The sequence below is a fragment of the Rhodococcus tibetensis genome, from assembly GCF_024438035.1.
GTDB lineage: Bacteria > Actinomycetota > Actinomycetes > Mycobacteriales > Mycobacteriaceae > Rhodococcus_F > Rhodococcus_F tibetensis.
This window is the reverse complement of sequence record NZ_JANFQF010000017.1, coordinates 1-22600: the sequence shown is the minus strand read 5'-3', so window position 1 is coordinate 22600 and position 22600 is coordinate 1. Positions and strand designations below refer to the sequence as shown.

Sequence of the window (22600 nt, the reverse complement as noted above, 5' to 3'; positions counted from 1 at the left end):
CTCGTTTGTGTTACACGAAGTAACAGTTATAGAAACTGTACTGAGAAACGCGTCCCCGAACAACCCTCGCCGGCAAATGCGAGAATCAGGAGACTGTCCACGAGCGAAGGAACGCCCCTTGTCACTCGATCAGCCACTGGCCGTGCTCCCCGATCGCGGTCGCGTTTTCGAGACCTCCTGGCCCGTACGCACCGGGGACATAGACGCCGCGAAGCGACTGCGGCTCGACGGGATCGCCCGCTACTTGCAGGACGCCGGACTGGACAACCTCGAGGCCGTCGACGCTGCCGACAGTCACCCCTTGTGGATCGTCCGCCGCACAGTCATCGACATCGTGCGTCCGGCGGTGTGGCCCGAACGCGTGCACCTTCGCCGCTGGTGCTCAGGGTTGTCGACCCGCTGGACGAACATGCGCGTACAGATCGAAGGTGAAAAAGGCGCCCTGATCGAGACCGAAGGATTCTGGATTCACATCAGCGCCGAAACCGGGATGCCGACGCGTATCGAGGACGGGTTCATCGACGCTCTGGGTGAGTCCGCGAACGAAACACGGTTGAAGTGGAAGCGTTGGCTGGTCGAGAACGCTCCGTCCGCCGACGAGGAGGGCGTCGAGGAGACGGCATTCACTCTGCGCCGCACCGACATCGACCCGTTCGACCACGTCAACAATGCCGTCTACTGGCAGGCCGTCGAAGAGTTGCTGGCCGATCACGAGCATCCGGGTGGCGGCCGCCTCGTCGACAACCCACACCGCGCCGTGCTCGAATACCTGGCACCCATCGTGTCGACAGACAAGATCCTTCTCCGCGCCCGCCGCGACGACACGTCGTTGACGGTGTGGTTTCTCGTCGACGACACCCTGCGGGCAGTGGCCAAGGTAGGACCCCTCTCCGTCTGATCAGACCATCTGCTGAGTGCCGATCACCCGCAACAAGTCGAGCTTCGCCCGGGCGTCGGAGCCCGGCTGCGGCAGGTACACCAGCAGATTCTGATAGGCGCTCAGGGTCAGCAGCGTCTCACACACGAGATCGACCCGTCCGACCCCCACGTGGAGCACGCTCTTCGTGTCGGAGCGCCGGACCGCCACGTCGTGGCGGTCCCACAGCGCCGCGAACTCTGGACTGCACTCGTGCAATCGGTTCACCAACTCCGTCACGTCGGCGTCCCCCGCCCGGCGGGCCGCCGTGGCCCGCAGATCGGCGATCTGGTTGGCGGCGAGCCGATCGCGTTCCTCCTCAGGAAACATCAAGCGTTCCTCCGGGTGCGCGAAGAACCGCCACGGTAGGTAGCGGTCGAGACCGGAAAACGCGGACGCATCACCGAACAGCGCGACGTGCATGCGGTTCTGCATCAGCACCTCACCGAGGTCGGAGATGACGCAGGCCGGAGTGTCGTCGAGCTTGTCCAGCAAATGCGGCAGGCCCGGCCCGACGTGCTTGTCCCCTGCCGCACGCATCGGTGGCACGTGCCCCGACAACAGGTAGAGGTGGTCACGCTGGTCATCGGTCAGCCGCAGCGCCCGCGCGAGGGGGGCCAGTACCTGAGTCGACGGGTGCGGTCCGCGCGCCTGTTCGAGCCGGGTGTAGTAGTCGGTGGACCGGCGAGCAATGCGACCTCGTCGCGCCGTAGCCCCGGTGTCCGGCGCCGAACACCCGGCGGCAAGCCCACATCCGCGGGAACCAACTGCTCCCTGCGACGGCGGAGGAAGTCGGCCAATTCGGTGCGGTCCATGGACAAACTGTGCCCCACGCGTAGGTGCACTGCCAGGGATCTCCGGTCCCCCGATGAAGGGTCTCTGGTTGTCATGCCGCACCCCGATCAAGCTGGTGGCAGTTCCACAACAAGACCGACCACAAGGAGCACATGATGACTACCAGAACCTCACTCGGCACCACGGGCCCCACCGTCAGCCGGATCGGACTCGGCGCCATGGGCATGTCCGGGACGTACGGCCAGTCGGATGACGCGGAATCGACCGCAACGATCCACGCTGCTCTCGACTCAGGAATCGACCTCATCGACACCCGGCGACTTCTACGGGTCCGGGCACAACGAGACCCTGATCGGCAAGGCGCTTACCGGCCGCAGGCGCGAGGGCGTGACGTTGAGTGTGAAATTCGGTGGGCTGCGCGGACCGGGAGGCACTTGGGGCGGGGTCGACACCCGGCCCGACTCGATCCGCAACTTCCTTGCGTACTCGCTGCAGCGGCTCGGCGTCGATCACATCGACATCTACGTCCCGCCCGCCTCGATCCCAGCGTGCCGATCGAGGACACCGTCGGCGCGATCGGCGAACTGGTCGAGGCCGGCTACGTTCGGCACATCGGCCTGTCGGAGGTGGGCCCCGAGACGATCCGCCGCGCGGCCGCGGAGCACCCCATCGCCGACCTGCAGATCGAGTATTCGCTGATCTCCCGCGGCATCGAGAACGAGATCCTTCCCCTGTGCCGCGACCTCGGTATCGGCATCACCGCGTACGGGGTGCTCTCCCGCGGTCTGCTCAGCGACTCGCTGCGTGCCGGTGCCACGCTCGCACTCGATGACTTCCGCGCGCACAGTCCCCGCTTCCAGGGCGAGAACCTCCGGCAGAATCTGCGCCTCGTCGAGACCCTGGCCGAGATCGCCGCGCAACACGGGGTGACTGTCGCACAGCTCGCGATCGCCTGGGTTCTCGCGCAGGGCGAAGACATCGTGCCGGTCGTCGGCGCGCGCAAGGTCGTCCGCCTCACCGAAACGCTCGGCGCCCTCGACGTGCATTTGAGCGCCGCGGAGCTGGCGAGCCTCGCTGCGGCGGTTCCCGATTCCGCGGTCGCGGGAGACCGCTACGCGCCCGCTCAGATGGCCCAGCTCGACAGTGAACGGAGCACGGTCGGGCAGGGCTAGTGCGCGGCTTCCCGCCGGTCGAGTGATGCCACCGACGCCGGGTCGGTCCGCGGTGATCAACCGCAATCCGAGAGACCGGGGAACTGTGTCGTCGGGGCCATCGGGCTGGCCGCGGATCGCCGGTGCCGTGGCCGTCTCGACATCTCCCCGGCATGCTCTAGCGTCTAGCCATGGCCTCGCACAACACGCCGCGCAGCCGCACGCTCATCCTCATGCGGCACGGGAAGTCGGCATACCCCGAGGGAGTCGCCGATCACGACCGACCCCTCGCCCCACGGGGCCGACGCCAGGCCGCGATGGCCGGCGACTGGCTGCGGGCGACGCAACCACCCGTCGATGCGGTGTTGTGCTCGACAGCCGTGCGCACCCGCGACACCCTCGACGAAACCGGGGTCGCGGCGCCGACAACCTTCACCGAGGCGCTCTACGGCGCGTACCCGGCACAGGTGCTGGCCGAGATCGCACAGACCGACGCATCGGTGCGCACTTTGCTCGTCGTCGGACACGACCCCGGAATGCCCTCGACCGCACTCGATCTGGCGGGCAATCCCGATACCGGGGACGCTGCGTCGATGCGCGAGAAGTTTCCGACGTCCGCGCTCGCCGTACTCACCGTGCCGTGTAGCTGGGCCGAACTGACCTCGAGCGCGGCGTCACTGACCAGGTTTCACGTTCCGCGGTAGAACTCGGAACACCGTTCGGCCCACGACGGCAACAATGCCCAGCACCACGATCAGCAGGTGGGCACTCCAGAACCCGAGCAGCCACCAGGACCCCGGACCCGTGCCGGCGCCACGCTAGCCGGCCGGCCGGCCGGGAATGGTCGACTGGCACCGACTTCCGCCGACAAGAGACAGAAAAGGCCCCACCCCCGAAGAGAGAGGGGTGGGGCCAACTCTGGGATGAGTCGCCGACGAGTCCTGGGACTCGTCAACCACTCACAGGGGCTGCGCCCCTACCGGTAATCGTTGCTGAACCCGTAGTCGTCCAGCGGCACTGCAGCACCGGTGTTCTGGCCGAAGCCGTCCGGGCTGTAGTACTGGTCGTCGTACGACGGAACCGCATACGCCGCAGCGCGTGCCTCTTCGGTGGGCTGAACCTGGATGTTGCGGTAACGGTTGATACCGGTACCAGCAGGGATCAGCTTTCCGATGATCACGTTTTCCTTCAGACCGATCAGCTTGTCCGAGCGGCAGTTGATGGCCGCATCGGTCAGCACGCGAGTGGTCTCCTGGAACGACGCCGCAGACAACCACGAGTCGGTGGCCAGCGATGCCTTCGTGATACCCATGAGCACCGGACGACCGGCCGCAGGCTCGCCACCTTCGGAGACGACCCGACGGTTGGCCGCCTCGAAATCTGCCCGCTCGGTCAGCGAACCGGGCAGGAACTCCGTGGCACCCGAGTCGATGATCGTCACGCGACGCAGCATCTGGCGCACGATGACCTCGATGTGCTTGTCGTGGATCGACACACCCTGGCTCCGGTACACCTCCTGGACCTCGTTGACGAGGTGGATCTGCACCTGGCGGGGACCCATGACACGCAGCACCTCGTGGGGATCGGCAGCACCTTCCATGAGCTGCTGACCGACCTCGACGTGGTCACCGTCGGCCAGAAGGCGTTCGGTGCCGTCCTCGTGCTTGAAGACACGCAGACGCTGCCGCTTCGAGAGCTTGTCGTAGACAACCTCTTCGCCACCGTCGTCCGGGACGATGGTGATCTTGTAGAAGCGGTCGCCGTCCTCGAGCTGGACACGGCCGGTGACGTCGGCGATCGGGGCCTTGCCCTTGGGGACGCGGGCCTCGAACAGCTCCTGAACACGCGGCAGACCACCGGTGATGTCTTCTCCGGCGACACCACCCTGGTGGAACGTACGCATGGTCAGCTGGGTACCGGGCTCACCGATGGACTGCGCGGCGACGATTCCGACGGCCTCACCGATGTCGACCAGCTTGCCGGTGGCCATGCTGCGGCCGTAGCAGGTGGCGCAGACGCCGGTTCCCGTGGTGCAGGTGAGCACCGAACGGACCTTGACCTTCGTGATGCCCGCGTCGAGCAGCGCGTCGATTGCCGGGTCGCCCAGGTCATGTCCACGCTCGACGATCACGTTGCCGTTCTCGTCCACCGCATCGGCTGACAGAGTACGAGCGTACGTGCTCGTCTCCACGTGCGCGTCGCGGATCATCGTGCCGTCGGCCTGCTTCTCCGCGATCGTGGTGATGATGCCCCGCTCGGTTCCACAATCCTCCTCGCGGACGATGACGTCCTGCGAGACATCCACCAGACGACGGGTCAGGTAACCCGAGTCGGCGGTACGGAGGGCGGTATCTGCCAGACCTTTACGGGCACCGTGCGTGTTGATGAAGTACTCGAGGACGGTCAGGCCTTCCTTGAAGGAAGACTTGATCGGACGCGGGATGAACTCACCCTTCGGGTTGGTCACCAGGCCCTTCATACCGGCGAGCGAACGAACCTGAGTCATGTTGCCGGCGGCGCCGGACTTCACGATCATCGGGATCGGGTTGTCGTCGGGGAAGTGCGCCTCCATGGCCTTACCCACCTGGTCGGTGGCCTCGGACCAGATCTTGACCAATGCGCTGTTGCGCTCGGTCTTGTTCAGAGCACCACGCTGGTACTTCTTCTCGATCTGATCGGCCTGAGCCTCGAAGGACTCCATGATCTGAGCCTTCTCCGGCGGCACGAGGACGTCGGAGATGGAGACCGTCACACCGGAACGCGTGGCCCAGTAGAAGCCGGCGTCCTTCAGCTTGTCGACGGTCTGCGCGACCACGATCATGGGGTAACGCTCGGCGAGGTCGTTGATGATCGTCGCCTGACGCTTCTTCGGCATCTGCTCGTTGACGAACGGGTAGTCGGCCGGGAGCAGCTCGTTGAAGAGCACACGACCCAGGGTCGTCTCCGCGGTCCAGCCGTCACCGTAGTTCCAGCCCTCGGGGAACAGCTCCGACTCGAGGTCGCGCGACGGGCGCTGCTGCGTGAGCCGCACCTTGATCTTCGCCTGCACGACCAGCGCGCCACGATCGACGGCCATCTGAGCTTCGGCAGGCGAGGAGTAGACGCCCTGTTCGGCGCCCTCCCCGTCGGAAGCCTTCAGCTCGCCGATGGCGCCCTCGTCCAACCGGGTCAGGTGGTACAGACCGGTGACCATGTCCAGACGCGGCATGGCGAGCGGTCGACCCGACGCGGGCGAGAGGATGTTGTTCGACGACAGCATCAGGATGCGCGCCTCGGCCTGCGCCTCCGCGGACAGCGGAAGGTGCACGGCCATCTGGTCACCGTCGAAGTCGGCGTTGAACGCCTCACACACGAGCGGGTGGAGCTGGATGGCCTTGCCCTCTACGAGCTGCGGCTCGAAGGCCTGGATGCCCAGGCGGTGCAGCGTCGGCGCACGGTTCAGCAGAACCGGGTGCTCGGCGATGACCTCTTCGAGAACGTCCCACACCTGGGCGCGCTGACGCTCCACCATGCGCTTGGCGGACTTGATGTTCTGCGCGTGGTTCAGGTCGACCAGGCGCTTCATCACGAACGGCTTGAACAGCTCGAGAGCCATCAGCTTGGGCAGACCACACTGGTGCAGCTTCAGCTGGGGACCGACGACGATAACGGAACGACCCGAGTAGTCGACGCGCTTACCGAGCAGGTTCTGACGGAATCGACCCTGCTTGCCCTTGAGCAGGTCACTCAGGGACTTCAGCGGGCGGTTACCGGGACCGGTGACCGGACGGCCGCGACGGCCGTTGTCGAAGAGTGCGTCCACCGACTCCTGCAGCATCCGCTTCTCGTTGTTGACGATGATCTCGGGGGCACCGAGGTCGATCAGTCGCTTGAGGCGGTTGTTGCGGTTGATGACGCGGCGGTACAGGTCGTTCAGGTCGGACGTGGCGAAACGTCCACCATCGAGCTGCACCATCGGCCGCAGCTCCGGCGGGATCACCGGAACGGCATTGAGAACCATGCCCATCGGCGAGTTCTGGTTCGTCTGGAACGCTGCGACAACCTTGAGACGCTTCAGCGCACGGAGCTTCTTCTGGCCCTTGCCGCTGCGAATGGTCTCGCGCAGGTTCTCCGCTTCGGCGTCGATGTCGAAATTCTCCATCAACTTCTGGATCGACTCGGCGCCCATGGCACCGGTGAAGTACTCGCCGTAGCGGTCGACCAGCTCGCGGTAGAGCAGCTCGTCGACGATGAGCTGCTTGACGCTCAGCTTGGTGAAGGTGGTCCAGATCTCGTCGAGACGATCCAGCTCACGCTGGGCGCGGTCACGGAGCTGACGCATCTCGCGCTCGCCGCCGTCCTTCACCTTGCGGCGGACGTCGGACTTCGCACCCTCGGCCTCGAGCTCTGCGATGTCGGCTTCGAGCTTCTGCGCGCGGGCCTCGAGGTCGGCGTCACGCTGATCGGCGACCGCCTTCTTCTCGACCTGCATCTCGGCTTCGAGCGTGGAGAGCTCGTTGTGACGCAGCTCCTCGTCGACACCCACGATGACGTACGCAGCGAAGTAGATGATCTTTTCGAGATCCTTCGGCGCAAGATCGAGCAGGTAGCCGAGGCGGCTGGGCACACCCTTGAAGTACCAGATGTGGGTGACCGGGGCAGCCAGTTCGATGTGGCCCATGCGCTCACGGCGAACCTTGGCGCGAGTGACCTCGACGCCGCAACGCTCACAGATGATGCCCTTGAAGCGGACACGCTTGTACTTACCGCAGTAGCACTCCCAGTCCCGGGTGGGGCCGAAGATCTTCTCGCAGAAGAGGCCGTCCTTCTCGGGCTTGAGCGTGCGGTAGTTGATGGTCTCCGGCTTCTTGACCTCGCCGTAGGACCAATTGCGGATGTCCTCTGCACTGGCGAGGCCAATGCGGAGTTCATCGAAGAAGTTGACGTCGAGCACGTAACTTCCTTTCCCCAGAGGGATTGTGGATCAGCGGTGGCCGCCGATACCTGACTGCCAATTCAAATGTGAACTACGCCCCCGGGCCCTGATTCCTCAGGGACCCGGGGACCGGAACCCTAGTTCGCGAGGTCGTCGACCGTCGCCGCTTCGTTCCGGGACAAGTTGATGCCCAGGTTCGCTGCGGCCCGCTCCAGGTCCTCGTCGTCGCCGTCCGCCATCGCGATGGCCGCACCGTCCGAGGACAGCACCTCCACGTTGAGGCAGAGCGACTGGAGCTCCTTCAGGAGCACCTTGAACGACTCGGGGATACCCGGCTCGGGGATGTTCTCGCCCTTGACGATCGCCTCGTACACCTTGACTCGACCCACCACGTCGTCCGACTTGATGGTGAGCAGCTCCTGCAGCGTGTATGCCGCACCGTAGGCCTGCATCGCCCAGCACTCCATCTCTCCGAAGCGCTGGCCACCGAACTGGGCCTTACCGCCGAGCGGCTGCTGGGTGATCATCGAGTACGGACCGGTCGAGCGAGCGTGGATCTTGTCGTCGACCAGGTGGTGCAGCTTGATGATGTACATGTAGCCGACCGACACCGGGTACGGGAACGGCTCGCCGGAACGGCCGTCGAACAAGGTGGCCTTTCCGTCGGACGCGACCATCACTTCGCCGTCACGGTTCGGCAGTGTCGAACCGAGGAGACCGGTGAGCTCGTCTTCCTTGGCACCGTCGAACACGGGGGTGGCGATGTTGGAGTCGGCGGGCGCGGACAGCATCTCCTCCGGCAACTGCTCGGCCCAATCGGGACGCGAGCCGTCGCCGGCGATCTGCACGTTCCAGCCCGTCTTGCCGATCCACCCGAGGTGGGTCTCCAAGATCTGGCCGATGTTCATACGACGCGGAACACCGTGGGTGTTCAGAATGATGTCCACCGGGGTGCCGTCGGGCAGGAACGGCATGTCCTCCTGGGGGAGGATCTTGCCGATGACGCCCTTGTTGCCGTGGCGGCCGGCGAGCTTGTCGCCGTCCTGGATCTTGCGCTTCTGTGCCACGTAGACACGGACCAGCTCGTTGACACCGGGGGGCAGATCGTCGTCGTCGTCGCGCGAGAACACGCGGATGCCGATGACCTTGCCGGTCTCACCGTGCGGAACCTTGAGCGACGTGTCGCGGACCTCACGAGCCTTCTCACCGAAGATGGCGCGCAGCAGGCGCTCCTCGGGGGTCAGCTCGGTCTCGCCCTTGGGCGTGACCTTTCCGACCAGCACGTCACCGTCGCGAACCTCGGCACCGATACGGATGATGCCGCGCTCGTCGAGGTCGGCGAGGACCTCGTCGGAGACGTTCGGGATGTCACGGGTGATCTCCTCGGCACCGAGCTTGGTGTCGCGGGCATCGATCTCGTGCTCCTCGATGTGGATCGAGGTGAGAACGTCCTCTTCCACGAGGCGCTGCGACAGGATGATCGCGTCCTCGTAGTTGTGGCCTTCCCACGGCATGATCGCCACGAGCAGGTTCTTTCCGAGGGCCATCTCACCGTTTTCGGTGCAGGGGCCGTCGGCGAGGACCTGTCCGGTCTCGACACGCTGTCCCTCGTCCACGATCGGACGCTGGTTGGCGCAGGTGCCCTGGTTCGAACGCGCGAACTTGCGCATCCGGTAGGTCTTACGGGTTCCGTCGTCGGCCATCACCGTGACGTAGTCCGCGGAAACCTCTTCCACGACACCGGTCTTCTCGGTGATGATGACGTCGCCGGCGTCGACAGCAGCACGCAGCTCCATGCCGGTGCCGACCAGCGGAGCCTCACTGCGGACGAGCGGCACCGCCTGACGCTGCATGTTCGCGCCCATGAGGGCACGGTTGGCGTCGTCGTGCTCGAGGAACGGGATCATCGCGGTAGCGACGGACACCATCTGTCGCGGCGAGACGTCCATGTAGTCGATGTCGGCGGACGACACGAACTCGACCTCGCCGCCCTTACGACGGACCAGAATGCGGTCGTCGGTGAAGTGACCGTTGGCGTCGATGGCCGAGTTGGCCTGGGCGACGACGTGGCGGTCCTCTTCGTCTGCGGTCAGGTAGTCGACCTGGTCGGTGACCTGGCCGTCGACAACCTTGCGGTACGGCGTCTCGATGAAGCCGAACGGGTTGACCCGGGCGTACACCGACAGCGAACCGATCAGACCGATGTTCGGACCCTCAGGGGTCTCGATCGGGCACATGCGGCCGTAGTGCGACGGGTGGACGTCGCGCACCTCGAGGCCCGCGCGCTCACGGGACAGACCACCCGGGCCGAGGGCGGACAGACGACGCTTGTGCGTCAGCCCCGACAGCGGGTTGTTCTGGTCCATGAACTGCGACAGCTGGGAGGTTCCGAAGAACTCCTTGATCGCAGCGACGACGGGCCGGATGTTGATCAGCGTCTGCGGCGTGATGGCCTCGACGTCCTGGGTGGTCATGCGCTCACGAACCACGCGCTCCATGCGGGACAGGCCCACGCGGATCTGGTTCTGGATGAGCTCACCGACCGTGCGCAGGCGACGGTTACCGAAGTGGTCGATGTCGTCGACCTCGACGGGGACCGTGACGCCGCCGGGGGCGGTCATCTCGGTGTCACCGGCGTGCAGGCGCACCAGGTATTCGATGGTGGCGACGATGTCTTCCTCGGTGAGGGTCGACGCGATGATCGGCTGCCCGGTGTTCAGGCCCAGCTTCTTGTTGATCTTGTAACGACCCACGCGTGCCAGGTCGTAGCGCTTGTCCTTGAAGAACAGGTTCTCCAGGAGCGTCTGGGCGCTCTCCTTGGTGGGCGGCTCGCCCGGGCGCAGCTTGCGGTAGATGTCGAGAAGCGCCTCGTCGGTGCCGGCGGTGTTGTCCTTCTCCAGCGTGGCCATGAGGATTTCCGAGAAGCCGAAACGCTCGGTGATCTGCTCGGTGGTCCAGCCGAGGGCCTTCAGCAGCACGGTGACGGGCTGACGACGCTTGCGGTCGATGCGAACACCGACGGTGTCGCGCTTATCGACATCGAATTCGAGCCATGCACCGCGGCCAGGGATGACCTTGACGCTGTGCAGGTCCTTCTCGGTGCCCTTGTCGACCGAATGGTCGAAGTACACGCCAGGCGAACGCACCAACTGCGAGACGACGACGCGCTCGGTGCCGTTGATGATGAACGTGCCCTTGTCGGTCATCATCGGGAAGTCACCCATGAAGACCGTCTGGCTCTTGATCTCACCGGTGTTGTTGTTGATGAACTCCGCGGTGACGAACAATGGAGCCGCGTAGGTCATGTCTTTGTCTTTGCACTCGTCCGTCGAGGCCTTGACCTCGTCGAAGCGCGGGTCCGAGAAGGACAGAGACATCGAGCCCGAGAAGTCCTCGATCGGAGAAAGCTCCGCGAGAATGTCCTCGAGACCTCCGGAGATTGCGCTGTCGCCACGAGCGGCGGCGCGCTCGCGCCAGCTCTGCGCACCGATCAACCACTCGAACGAATCGGTTTGTACATCAAGAAGCCCGGGAACTTCGAGGGGTTCGCGAATTTTCGCGAACGAAACCCTCTTCGGGGCTCCGGGGATTCCGGAAACTGCCTTGGTCTGGCTAGAGACTGCCAAGATGCGTCCTTCCAGCACCTCACGCGGGCCGCTCTGTGCTGTTGCGACCGCCGCTGTATCTGCTTTGAATTTCGCTGGTTACAACCCGAACGAAACCCGTCACAGTGGCGAGAAGCAGAACACTTCACAGCAGTTGAGACGAGAGGTGGACAGGAGGCAGCCAGCGCAACGTCCAAAAGTACACCCAAACTCAGTAGATGTCGAGTCGGGCAGCCGAAGGAGCACCCAGCCGGGCGCTCGGCCATGCGCCGCGAGCGCATGTTCACGCATCAGAGTGACGCGTGATGACCCTGGCGTCAAGAGTCAGTGTGCGTGTCGCGTCGTCATCGCGCCGTCATCGCGTCGTCGGGAACAGCCCATCGCACCTTTTCGCTGTCCCTTCCCTGCAGCCCGGGAGCGGTGAACAATATGCCCACGCGATCGCCGAGGACCTTGGGGGAAGGAGAGCCGTGACGCGCTGGAGTTCTCTCGTCGTTGCCCGCCCCAAGCTGGTCCTGATGGCGGTGGTTCTCCTCGTGCTGGCGAGCGGCGCATGGGGCTCGGGTGTGTTCGAGCGGCTCAGCCTGGGTGGCTACACCGACCCCGGAAGCGAGTCCGCAGGTGTCGAGAGCCTGATCGAGAAGGAGTTCGGCCGCCAGACTCCCGACCTCGCGGTGACCTACACGGCACGTCCCGGAGAGTCGATCGACGATCTGGGGCAGGAGGTGTCCGCACGGCTCGCGCAGATCGATCCGGATGTGCTCGCCAATACACCGCTCTCGTACTGGACGGCGCCCGCGCAGGCCAAGGAGTTCCTGCGCTCCACCGACGGCACCGAGGGACTCGTCGTCGTATCCCTGCACGGCAGCGAGAACACCAGGATCGCGGCGTTCCACGATGTCGCACCTCTTCTCGCCATCGACGGCGTCCACACCGAGTTCAGCGGGTTCAGCGTGATCGCGAATGCGTACAACGAGGAGTCCGAAAGCGACCTGATCACGGCCGAAACCATTTCCTTCCCGATCCTCCTGGTTCTGCTTCTCGTCATTTTCGGTGGTCTGGCGGGGGCCGCGGTCCCGCTGTGCATCGGCGGCCTCGCCATCCTGGGCGCACTCGGTGCGCTGCGGGGAATCTCCTATTTCACCGAGGTCAGCGCGTTCTCGATCAATATCGCCAGCCTGGTGGGGCTGGGCATGTCCGTCGACTACGGACTGTTCGTCGTCACCCGCTTCCGTGAGGAACTGCGGTCGGGCGCCGAGACCGCGGACGCCGTTCGGCGCACCCTGGCCACGGCGGGACGAACCGTGGGGTTCTCCGCACTTCTGCTCGTGTGCGGTTTCGTGGGCATGCTCGTCTTCCCGCAGGCGCTGGTCCGGTCGTTCGCCTACGGCGGCATGGCAGCTATCGGCATCGCTGCCGTCCTCTCACTGTCGGCGCTGCCGGCCGCCCTCACCGTGCTCGGGCCCCGGATCAACTCCCTCACCTGGCGCCGGGGAGTAGTCGAACGCAGCGAGGACCGGGCGCACCGATTCTGGGGTGGCGTCGCCACCCGGGTGATGCAGCGGCCCGTCGCCGTCGCCACCGGAATTGTCGCCGGGCTGATCGTCCTCTCCGCCCCGCTCGTAGGCGCCTCGCTGGGCGACCTGGATCACACCGGCCTGCCTGCGGGACACCCCGCCCGCCTCGCCGTCGACGATCTGGCCACCGACTTCCCGCTCGCCAACAACGGAGCGACTCTCGTCCTGTTCGGCACCGACGGCAAGGCGCCGCCTGCGTCTGCGACGGCAGAGTTCTATCAGGCGACCGCAGCCGTGGACGGTGTCCGGCGCGTGGTTCCGGTCGGCACCACGGAAAACTTCACCGCGATCCGCGCAATCTTCGACCACGCCGATCGGACGGAGGGCGCGATGACGACAGCAGCCACTCTTCGCGATCTACCCGCCCCGCCGGGCACCGAGAAGCACATCGGCGGCCTCAACGCTCTCACCGCCGACGGCTTGAACTCGATGGGCGCCAAACTGCCGTGGATGATCGGAATCATGGTGGCCGTCACCTTCGCGTTGATGGTCCCGGCCTTCGGCTCCGTCGTCCTCCCCCTGAAGGCGATCGCGATGGCTGCCCTGAGCCTCGCCGCCTCGTTCGGGGTGCTCACGTGGATCTTCGAGGATGGTCACGGCGCGGAACTACTCGGCGTGACGCCGGGACCACTGCCCGCGACGATGGTCGTCCTCATCATCGCCGTGGTGTTCGGACTCTCCACCGACTACGAAATCTTCCTGATGTCGCGGATGGTCGAGGCACACGAGCAGGGGGCGTCAACGGAAGACGCCGTCCGGATCGGCACCGCGCACACCGGGCGCATCGTCACAGCCGCGGCGGCGCTTCTGATCGTCGTCACGGGAGCCTTCACTCTCTCGGACCTGACGATGATGCGGTTCATCGGCCTCGGCATGATCGTGGCCTTGATCATCGACGCCACCGTGATTCGGATGATGCTCGTCCCGGCCCTCGTCGCACTGATGGGTGAGGCGAACTGGTGGGCTCCCGCATTCCTCACCCGGCGTCGCGCAGCGCTCGGCTCGGCCGGAAGGGCGAAATCCGCTGCATCGCAGTCGGTTCCCGTCGACTCGTCGCGACGATAGGCGCGAAGGATCGCGATTTCCGACTGTGCCAGTAGCTAGTTCACCCTTCAACCCACTTGGTCACGTAGCGACGAACCACATTCGTCGAGCACGTCGAGGGCGCGCACACGGCAATACGAACACCAGCCGCCGGCCCACTCCCCTCTAGCTCAATCATTTCCGAATCTTGCGTGTAGGCGGCATCCGATGATGCGCTACGCCACTTCCACTCTCGACGCGGCACTGTTTCCCGAGCTGTTCACTCCGGGGAGCGGTGATCGCGCTCAGCCTTCGCTATCCGAGATGTCGGACAACACCCACTTGCCGTCGACCTTCTCCAGCTTGACCGACAGCGGGGTCGCAGCGCTGCCCTGCGCCACAGCGTCTCCCGTCGCGCTGACGTTCATGTGCGCCAGGAGTTCCGCGCGGTCACTTTCGAGGAATGTGACTCCGATGTCGGTGACCGACGCCTCGGTGGCCGTCTTGGTCTGGATGGCCGCGTCTTTTGTCGTCGCCGCAGTCTGATCGAACTCGGCGCGCTTAGCCTCGTTCAAGTAACCGCGGGCCTTCTCGAAGTCCTGGTCGATGGTCTCGTAGTTGTACGTGTACAGCGACTCGATCGCCTCGGTGCCCGCCTTGGTCACCTCTGCGGTGCCACTCTCGTCCACCCACGCAGTATTGGTGACCTGACCGCCCGGCTCGAAGGCCGCCACGACCGCGAAGATGCCCAGCACCGCTGCGACAGCACCCAGAATCCCCACCAGCTTCCACGTGATACGGCTGCTGCCGGATTCCGGTGTCGCCTTCTGGGCCGACTGGGTACTGATACGCGGCTGCAGGTTGGGAACCTTCGCTTTTCCTGCGGCACTCGCCTTGGCCGTGGACGCGGTCTTCGCCCCCGGCACTGTCTTCTTCGCTGACGCCGGCGCCGACTTCGCCATCGATACCGGCTTGCCTGAATCTGCGGGCGTCGCCGTATCAGTATCGGTCGTGGCCGTCTCTGTGGCCTTCGTGTCGGCGGCCTTGGTGTCGGCGGCCTCTGGAGTGTCCACGGCAGCGGTTGCGGCCGTATCGTCTTGTCCGGCCGCCGGCTTCTCCGGCGTCGACTCCGTTCCTGGCGGGGTCGACGACTTCTTCGGGAGGTTCACGGTCGGCGAAGGCTGCGGTGTCACTCGCGACGTCGGGTCGTTGGCACGATTGCGGGTTCCCGCTACCCGGGGACGCCTGCCCTTTGCAGCGCTGTCCGGCACGTTGTTACGGCGCTTGGGGGGCATAATTCACCACTTTCTCATTGCACGACGAACTCGTCGACGTGGACGCCGCGGCGACAGGTCCGGCGCGGCTCATCAGGACTACTGACCGCCGGTGTCACCGGGCGCCGGAACCTGCTCGGGCGCGGGTACGACCGGGGCCTCGGTCGGAGCCGGGGCGGCCGGAGCCTGCTCTGTCGGTGCCGGGGCCGCGCCGTCTGCGGGCAGTGACCCGTTCTCGAGGGGGATACGCGCGCCTACCGGCTCGACCGAGGACGCCTTCCAGACGCCGTCGACATCCTGCACGTCCAACCTCATGGTGACCTTCGATTTGTCGAAACGATCGGGCCACGTGGTGGTGACCGCCACGACGACCAATGCCTTCGCGAGGCCGTCGTCCGTGTTCAGCTCCGTCAAAGTGCCCTGCATCAATTCGGCTTTGCTCGTCGCACCCGACTGGCGCATCTGGTCGGTGAACCCGTCCATCGTCGCCTGAAGATCCTGGTTCATCTTCTCGCCCGTGATGGACGACCTCATGTTCTCGAAGGAACCCTCGAGGTTGGCGGAGTCGACCGAATTGAGGTTGATCGCGGCCTGCTGCGCACCGTTCAATGCCGAGTCTCGTGCGTCGGCGATCGGCTTGTCCACGAAGAGCGCCCGCGCCCACCCGAAGCCAAACCATCCGGCCGCAACCACCGCGACCACCACCAGTGCGGTCACCGCAGCAAACGAGGCCTTCAGAGTTCTGTCCTTCCCCGGAGCCGATGAGCTCGACTCCGGGGGCGTGGTAGTTCGCGTCACACCAATACCCTACTGATTGTTTTCTTCGGCTCGCTCGAATGGAACCCGTGATGCTACTTGGGGGTAACCCCGAGGAGCGGAGCGAGCTGCGTTGCGATGGGATTCAAGTTGAGGGCGTCCGGCATGGCCTTCGGCTTGAAATCCCAGGGCTGAATCGTGTCCGGATCGGCGAACACGATTCGGTCTGCACTTCGCACACCGGTCACACTCCCATGAGGCACGTCACAATTGGCCTCCGTGTTGAAGGGGAAGTCCTGCTGGGTGTCGTCGAAGTTCGGATCCTGGCGCTGCATCTCGGCCAGGATCTCGTGCGTTCCCTCGTAACCGATAGTGCACGGGGGCGGGTTGTTCGTCTCGAGCACGATGCCCTGGTGCACCGTTCCGTCGTTCGGCGCGACGGTCGAGGCGGAAGCGGCAATAGCGGGCAGGAACATCAGGATCGGTCGCAGTGCGATCGCCTGCGGCGCCAGCTTCCGGCCCAACGCCGACAGGTTTGTCAGATCCGTCGTGAGACTGGGCCCCGTCCGATTGACCAGCAGGCCGAGTTCGTCGCTGGCAGGAATGCCGTTGTCGATGACCGCGCGCACATCGGGGTCACTGGTACGCAGCTGCGCGGCGACGGTGTCGAGGTCCGCGCTGAACTGCATGATCGCCGACGACTGATCCGACTGCGTTGCGAGGACGGTCTGGCTGTCCCGGATCAACGTCAGTGTCTCCGGCAAGACGTCGAGCCCGTCGTCGGTCAGCGTGGACAGGGCATCCGCCAGCGTCTGAAGGTCTTCACCCTTGCCGTTCAATGCCGCACCCAGTTCGGTGGTGACCGTACGCAGAGCGTCCGTCGGAACCGACCGGACGAGTCCATTGACGCTCATCAGCACCTGCTCCACCGGCACGGGGGTCGAGGTGTTGGCCTCGGTGATCACCGAGCCCTCGGCGAGATACGGGCCCTCGGCGCTCTCCGGCTGGAGGTCGACGTACTGCTCACCGATTGCGGAACGGTTGGCGACGACGGCCTTGGCCGAAGCCGGGATCTCGGGGCTACCCTTCTTGATCTTGAGTTCGACGTTCAGGCCGTCCGAGGTGAGCGACAGCTCGCCGACCCGCCCGACGGGCACGCCCCGGTAGGTCACCTCCGCATTGGTGAAGATGCCGCCGGAGTCCCTGAACTGTGCATTGACGTCGTACTCGCCGAACCCGAGCAGATTGTCGAGCCGGACGTACTTGGCGCCCACGTAGACGAGGCCCACCAGCGCGACCACGGCAAAAGCGACTAGCTGAATCTTGACCAGTCGTGATCTCATTGTCCACCCCCAATTCCGAACTGCTCGAGCAGTCCCCCCATCGGGTTCTGCGAGGGCGGTGTCTCCGCACCCGGGGTCGCGCCGGCCGGCGCGGTGCCGGGAAGTGCCGGAAGCCGCAGACCTGACGTCGGTGCAGGAACGATCGGGGGAACCGGCAGCAGCGAGATCGTCGGCCAACCCGGTCGCGGACCGTTGCCGTTGTAGTACGGGTTGGTCGGGTCGACGATCGGCTTCGGCTCACCGAATTTCGGCGGCACGTATACCGGGTTGCCCTGCCCGACACCGAGTGCGCTCAGCGCGTCACCGATTTGGAGATCGACCGAAAGGAACAGGTTGACCGAGCCGCCGAGAGCAATCTGCTCGACGCCGTCCGGGAACGGAACCGTCGGGATGAACGCCAGCGAGTTGGGCAGATCATCGCCGGCGTCGGCCAGGGCCTTGAGTGTCGGACGAAGCGCCAGAAGGTCGGCGATCAGATCGTTCTTCGATCGGGTGATCACATCCGTGCCGACGGCACCGAGCCGATCGAGTTGCACCAGCATCTGCGTGAGCTGCGGGCGTTGCTCATTGAGCACCTGGGCAGCGATCGGCAGGTCGTCCAGTATCAGCCCGATTTTCTCGTTCTGCTCGTTCACCCGAGTGGTGAGGGCGTCGAGGCCGTCGAGCGCGCGGGTGATGTCGTCACGCTGTTGATTGAGACCGTCGATAAGCGTGTTGGCCTGCTCCAGCAGGCTGCGTACCCGGTCTTCGCGACCGTCGAGGGCAGTGCTCAGCTCGTGCACGATCGGCTGGAGCTGCCCGACGCCGCCGCCGTTGAGCAACAGTGACAGCGCGCCGAGGACCTGCTCGATCTCGGTGGCGTGGCGTGTGCGATCCAGGCTGATCGTGTCACCGTTCTGCAACCGATCCGGATCCTTGTCTTCCGGCGGTTCGGACAGCTGAACGAACTTCTCGCCGAGAAGGTTGGTCTGTTCGATCGCCGCGACCGCGTTGGCGGCAAGGTCGACCGACGAGTCGAGAATGATCTCGACGTCTGCCGACCAGCCGTCCGGAGCTACCTTGATCGACTCCACCCGACCCACCGGCACACCGTCCACCTTGACGGCCGACTGGGGAACCAGGTCGAGCACGTCGTCGAACTGGATTGTCAGGTGCATGGGGTCGCTACCGACGTCCGGCCCGCCGGGCAGCGGAATACCGTAAATGCCCTCGGACGAGCAGGAACTCACCGCCAAGGCGACAGCGCACGCCCCGGCACCGAGAATTACCGACCGCTTCATTCGCCCTCACCGCCTACTGCGTCGTCGAACCGTGGCGACACGACACCCGGCACCGTGCCGGGAGTGACCGTCCGCTGAATGTTGTCACCGCTCAGGATTCCGAACGGAAGAACGAGCGTCGGCGAGGTCACCGATGCCGTGATTTGCGACGTGATGTTCTTGCAGTTGTCGATCAACGGCTGCATCTGGCGTCCGAGCGCTTCGAAACGCGGATCACCGGGCACGAGCCTTCCGAGGTCGATCAACTTGCAGATCACGCCGGCAGGGTCCTGGAGATCGGGTAAGGCCAGGCGGGACGCCAGGTTCCCGGACTCCGCGTCGTACGAGTTGGCCAGGTTGCTGACGGCCAACGGCAGCAACGTCAGCGAATTCACCAGCGAGTCGCGGTTGTCTGCCAGTGTCTGGGTGACCGGAACTAGGTCGTCGAGATTCTCGGCGAGCAACTCCCGGTTGTCGGCCACGAACTTCGAGACGTCACCGAGGGCGATGGCAAGCTGGTTCAGGGCCGCACCGAGATTCTCGCGTTCACCGGCGAGGAACCCGGACAGGTCGGACAGCTGCGCGTTGAAGTTGCGGACCTGCTGGTCGTTGGCAGCCAGGGCACTGACGAACACCTGGAGGTTCTTGACCGTGTCGAACAGATCGCCGCGACTCTCGTTGAGCGTCCGAGCGGCGTCCGAGAGCTGGTTGATGCTCTGTCCCAGCGCCTCTCCGTTGCCACCGAGGTTCGCAGCTCCGGTCTCGACGAACTCGGTCAGCGCACCTTCCTTGTTTGCACCCTCCGGACCCAATGCGGCGGACAGCTTCTCGATACTCGCGTACAACTCGTCCACCTCGACGGGTGTCGCGGTGCGATCACGAGGGATCACGGCGCCGCTCTCCATCGTCTCCCCGCCGGTGTAGACGGGAGTGAGCTGGACATAGCGGTCGGCAACCACGGACGGTGTGACCTGTGCGGCCTTTGCGTCAGCGGGAATCTCGATGCCGCGGTCGACCCGCATCTCGACCTTCACCTGATCGCCCTGCGGCTCCACCGAGTTGATCGATCCGACCTTCACTCCGAGGATGCGTACGTCGGACCCTTCATAGATGCCCACCGACTTGTCGAAATAGGCAGTGATCTTGGTGGTGCCGGCGCGGGTGAACACCCACCACAGGGCGCCGGCGATCACCAGAGCGACGATGACGATTCCCGCGACGAGTGCGATCCGACCGCGATTGCTTCCCTGTGCTTCTCCGTTGTCGGCGTCAGTCATCAGTTGCCCCCCAACGTGCGGACGGGATCACGGGGTCCGGGAATGTCCGGCAGGCCCGGCGGGAGGAGGTTGACCACGACCTGGTCGAACCAGCGCCCGTTGCCGACCACGTTCGTGTACAGGCGGACGAATGGTTCGTACAGTTTCATCGCCCTGTCCAGATTCTCGTTGTTGGCCTTGAGGATTTCGACGACCCCGTTGAGTTGTTCGAGAGCAGGACCGATCGTGGCCTCGTTGTCACGTACGAGACCGGTCAACTGCTGCGACAGCCGCTGGGTTCCGGTCAGCAGCTGAGAGATCGACTGTTGGCGACTGTTGAGTTCGCCGAGCAGTAGGCCCGCATCGCTGATCAACCGGTTGAATTCGGTGTTGCGGTCGGCGAGCACCTTGGTCGTCGTCCCGGTGGCATCGAACAACTTCCGCAGTTCCTGGTCGCGGCTCGCGATGGTCTCCGACAACCTGCTGACACCGTCGAGTGAAGCGCGAATCTCCGAGGGTGTGCCCTCGAAGGCCTGCGACAGAGTGACCATACTTTCGGCCAGCTGATCGGAGTCGATTTCGCCCACCGTCTCCGCCGCTGCCGAGAACGCTTCGACCACGTCGTAGGGAGAGGTGGTGCGCTCGAGCGGAATCGGGTCGTTGGGATTCAACGTGTCCGAACCCCGGGGGTCGAGGGCCAGGTACTTCTGGCCCAGGATCGTCTTGATCTGGATGGACGCCGAGGTTTCGTTACCCACCCACGCGTCGGTGACCTTGAAGTCGACGTTGACGTGGTCTCCGTCGAGTTCGACGGCGGTGACCTTGCCGACCTTCACACCCGCGATGCGAACCTCGTTGGCGGGCTTCAAGCCTGCCGCCTCGCTGAATTGGGCGGTGTAGGTCGATCCGGCGCCGATCAAGGGCAGCGAGTCGAGGAAGAATGCCGACAGGGTCGCCAAGAGCACCACGAGGATGCCCAGGGCACCAGCCACTGCCGGGCTGCGACGTTTTCTCATCGTGTTTGCAACTCCCGTAGGCCGTCCAGCGAGCACCGTTTCGCCGAGTTGGTGTACAGCGGCTGATTCACGGTCGGCAGGCCGGTGGGCAAGTTCAGTTGAGGTGCCGTTCCCGGGCCTGCAACGATGTCGATACCGCACAGGTAGAACTGGAACCAGGAGCCGTAACTGGCTGCCCGCCCCAGCTTCTCGAGCTTCACCGGGAGGGTCTCGAGGACGCCGTTGATCGTATCGGAGTTGCGGTTGAGCGTGGTCGCCACCGTATTGAGCGAAGTGATGGATTCCTGGATGGACGGCCTCGTGGGTTCGAGGAGATCCGCGGTCGCGTCGGTGAGGCCGGCGAGGGACGTCACCGCCGAACCGACGGTACCGCGCTCTTCGGACAACCCGGTGACGAGCTGCTGCGTGTTCACGATCAGGGCATCGAGCTGGTCGTCACGCTGATTCACCGTGGCGAGCACATCGTTGAGGTTGTTGATCACCGCGCCGATCACCCGATCCTTGTCCGCCACCGTGTTGGTGAGGCTCGCGGTGTTCCGCACGAGTTCGGTGATGGTCCCCGACTCGCCCTGGAACACCTGGATGATCTGGTACGACAGCTTGTTGACATCCTCGGCGCTGAGCGTTTGGAACAGCGGGCGGAATCCGTTGAACAGTGTCGTCAGGTTGACGGCAGGCTTGGTCCGCTCGAGGGGGATCGTGTCGCCGGCGGTGATCTTCATACCCTGCTGGCCCTCGCCCTGCTGCAGCGAGATGTACCGCTGCCCCACGAGGTTCCGGAACCGGATGGTCGCGGTGGTGCTCGCAGGCAACCAGTCTCGATCAGCCACCGTGAACTGCACCTCGGCCTCGCGATCGTCGACGATCGCGATCTTCTCGACCTGGCCGACACGCACACCGGCGATGCGCACTTCGTCACCCTCGTTGAGGGAGGTGACATCAGAGAAAATCGCGTTGAACTTGGTACCGCCACCACCACCGAGGTTGGCAATGGTGGCCGCGAGCAGACCGGTAGCCAGGATCGTGACCACGGCAAAGATGATCAGCTTGATCAGCGGCGCAAGGAGGCCCCTCACTTGAAACTCACCTCAGTCCCCCTCATGGTCGGCGCACCGACGAGTGTCGTCCAACTGGGCACGTCCTCCGGCGCCATGCCCCCTGCCTCGCCGTACACGACGTCGAGCGTGTCCTGCTCCATCTTCGAACCCGCGTAGCTGGCGGGGGTGACCTCGGCTCCGTACCCCGGGACCTGATCGGGGACGCCGGCGGGCGCCGGGAAGAAGTCGATGGTGGACGGTCCCGGGTTACGCGAAGGCACCTGGTAGGCACCGTCGTTGTACGACGACCCACCCGGATACTGCGGGAACTTGCCGCCCGGCGCCGTCACGTTGTCGTAGCAGGCGGGCCCACGATTGTCGAGCAGGCGCGGCTCGTCCTGGTTGGGCAAGTAGCGACCCTTCGGGTTGACGAACTGCACACTGGCACGCACACCCGGGTGCGGGTCGTCCGGCGCCAGCAGTGCACGCGCGATGGGAGCGGTCTTCGCGAAACCGGCGAACGTGCAGCCGAAGCTCGGCGAATACCGGCCCAGAATCTGCAGTGCTTCACGGGAATCGGCGGCGATGTTCACGATCGACTCGGCGTTGGTCTGCAGGAGGTCGGCCGTGCTCGCACCCGTCCCGGTCAGGGATACCAGCAGTGTGGAGAGCTCGTT

The 22600-nt window shown here is 64.9% G+C and carries 13 protein-coding genes and 2 pseudogenes; 4 read left to right on the top strand and 11 right to left on the bottom strand.

Annotated features, from left to right (window positions below; translation table 11 throughout):
* Positions 1-118 precede the first annotated feature (118 nt).
* Positions 119-898 carry an acyl-[acyl-carrier-protein] thioesterase gene (locus tag NOF53_RS19205; protein ID WP_255971621.1) on the top strand — a complete coding sequence of 260 codons (780 nt, stop codon included), beginning with the start codon at positions 119-121 and terminating at the stop codon, positions 896-898.
* On the opposite strand, the pseudogene NOF53_RS19200 reads toward NOF53_RS19205, so the two are convergent.
* A pseudogene (locus tag NOF53_RS19200) lies at positions 899-1731 on the bottom strand (helix-turn-helix transcriptional regulator).
* Between the two features lie 135 nt (positions 1732-1866).
* Between NOF53_RS19200 and NOF53_RS19195 the strand changes: the two are divergent.
* Positions 1867-2883 (top strand): annotated as a pseudogene (locus NOF53_RS19195) (aldo/keto reductase).
* 170 nt (positions 2884-3053) lie between these two features.
* Complete coding sequence (locus NOF53_RS19190) at positions 3054-3566, top strand: SixA phosphatase family protein (protein ID WP_255971619.1); 513 nt, start codon at positions 3054-3056, stop codon at positions 3564-3566.
* A 272-nt stretch (positions 3567-3838) separates the two neighbouring features.
* Here NOF53_RS19190 and NOF53_RS19185 read toward each other — a convergent pair whose 3' ends face one another.
* Both NOF53_RS19185 and rpoB read right to left on the bottom strand, forming a co-directional pair.
* Positions 3839-7795, bottom strand: a complete 3957-nt coding sequence (locus NOF53_RS19185; protein ID WP_255971617.1) for a DNA-directed RNA polymerase subunit beta' — start codon at positions 7793-7795, stop codon at positions 3839-3841.
* A gap of 119 nt (positions 7796-7914) precedes the next feature.
* A complete protein-coding gene (gene rpoB, locus NOF53_RS19180; RefSeq protein ID WP_255971615.1) occupies positions 7915-11421 on the bottom strand; it encodes a DNA-directed RNA polymerase subunit beta in 3507 nt (1168 codons plus the stop codon).
* Positions 11422-11852: 431 nt separating this feature from the next.
* Between rpoB and NOF53_RS19175 the strand changes: the two genes are divergently transcribed.
* Positions 11853-14024, top strand: coding sequence for an MMPL family transporter (locus tag NOF53_RS19175; protein WP_255971613.1), 2172 nt, complete (start codon positions 11853-11855; stop codon positions 14022-14024).
* A gap of 263 nt (positions 14025-14287) precedes the next feature.
* Here the strand turns inward: NOF53_RS19175 and NOF53_RS19170 are convergent, their stop codons facing one another.
* From NOF53_RS19170 to NOF53_RS19135, 8 genes are all read right to left on the bottom strand, one after another.
* Positions 14288-15277, bottom strand: coding sequence for a hypothetical protein (locus NOF53_RS19170; protein WP_255971611.1), 990 nt, complete (start codon positions 15275-15277; stop codon positions 14288-14290).
* A 78-nt stretch (positions 15278-15355) separates the two neighbouring features.
* Positions 15356-15973: a hypothetical protein gene (locus NOF53_RS19165; protein ID WP_255971821.1), complete on the bottom strand. Its 618-nt coding sequence runs from the start codon at positions 15971-15973 to the stop codon at positions 15356-15358.
* A 134-nt stretch (positions 15974-16107) separates the two neighbouring features.
* Positions 16108-17355, bottom strand: a complete 1248-nt coding sequence (locus tag NOF53_RS19160) for an MCE family protein (protein WP_255971609.1) — start codon at positions 17353-17355, stop codon at positions 16108-16110.
* Complete coding sequence (locus NOF53_RS19155; protein ID WP_255971607.1) at positions 17352-18635, bottom strand: MCE family protein; 1284 nt, start codon at positions 18633-18635, stop codon at positions 17352-17354. Before NOF53_RS19155 ends, NOF53_RS19160 begins: the two co-directional genes overlap by 4 nt.
* Positions 18632-19891, bottom strand: a complete 1260-nt coding sequence (locus NOF53_RS19150; protein WP_255971605.1) for an MCE family protein — start codon at positions 19889-19891, stop codon at positions 18632-18634. The genes NOF53_RS19155 and NOF53_RS19150 overlap by 4 nt, the downstream gene beginning before the upstream one ends.
* On the bottom strand, positions 19891-20886 hold the full coding sequence (locus tag NOF53_RS19145) for an MCE family protein (RefSeq protein ID WP_255971603.1): 996 nt from the start codon (positions 20884-20886) through the stop codon (positions 19891-19893). The genes NOF53_RS19150 and NOF53_RS19145 overlap by 1 nt, the downstream gene beginning before the upstream one ends.
* Positions 20883-21962 carry an MCE family protein gene (locus NOF53_RS19140; RefSeq protein ID WP_255971601.1) on the bottom strand — a complete coding sequence of 360 codons (1080 nt, stop codon included), beginning with the start codon at positions 21960-21962 and terminating at the stop codon, positions 20883-20885. Before NOF53_RS19140 ends, NOF53_RS19145 begins: the two co-directional genes overlap by 4 nt.
* The coding region (locus NOF53_RS19135; RefSeq protein WP_255971599.1) for an MCE family protein at positions 21959-22600 on the bottom strand (642 nt) is incomplete at its 5' end. The genes NOF53_RS19135 and NOF53_RS19140, both read right to left, overlap by 4 nt.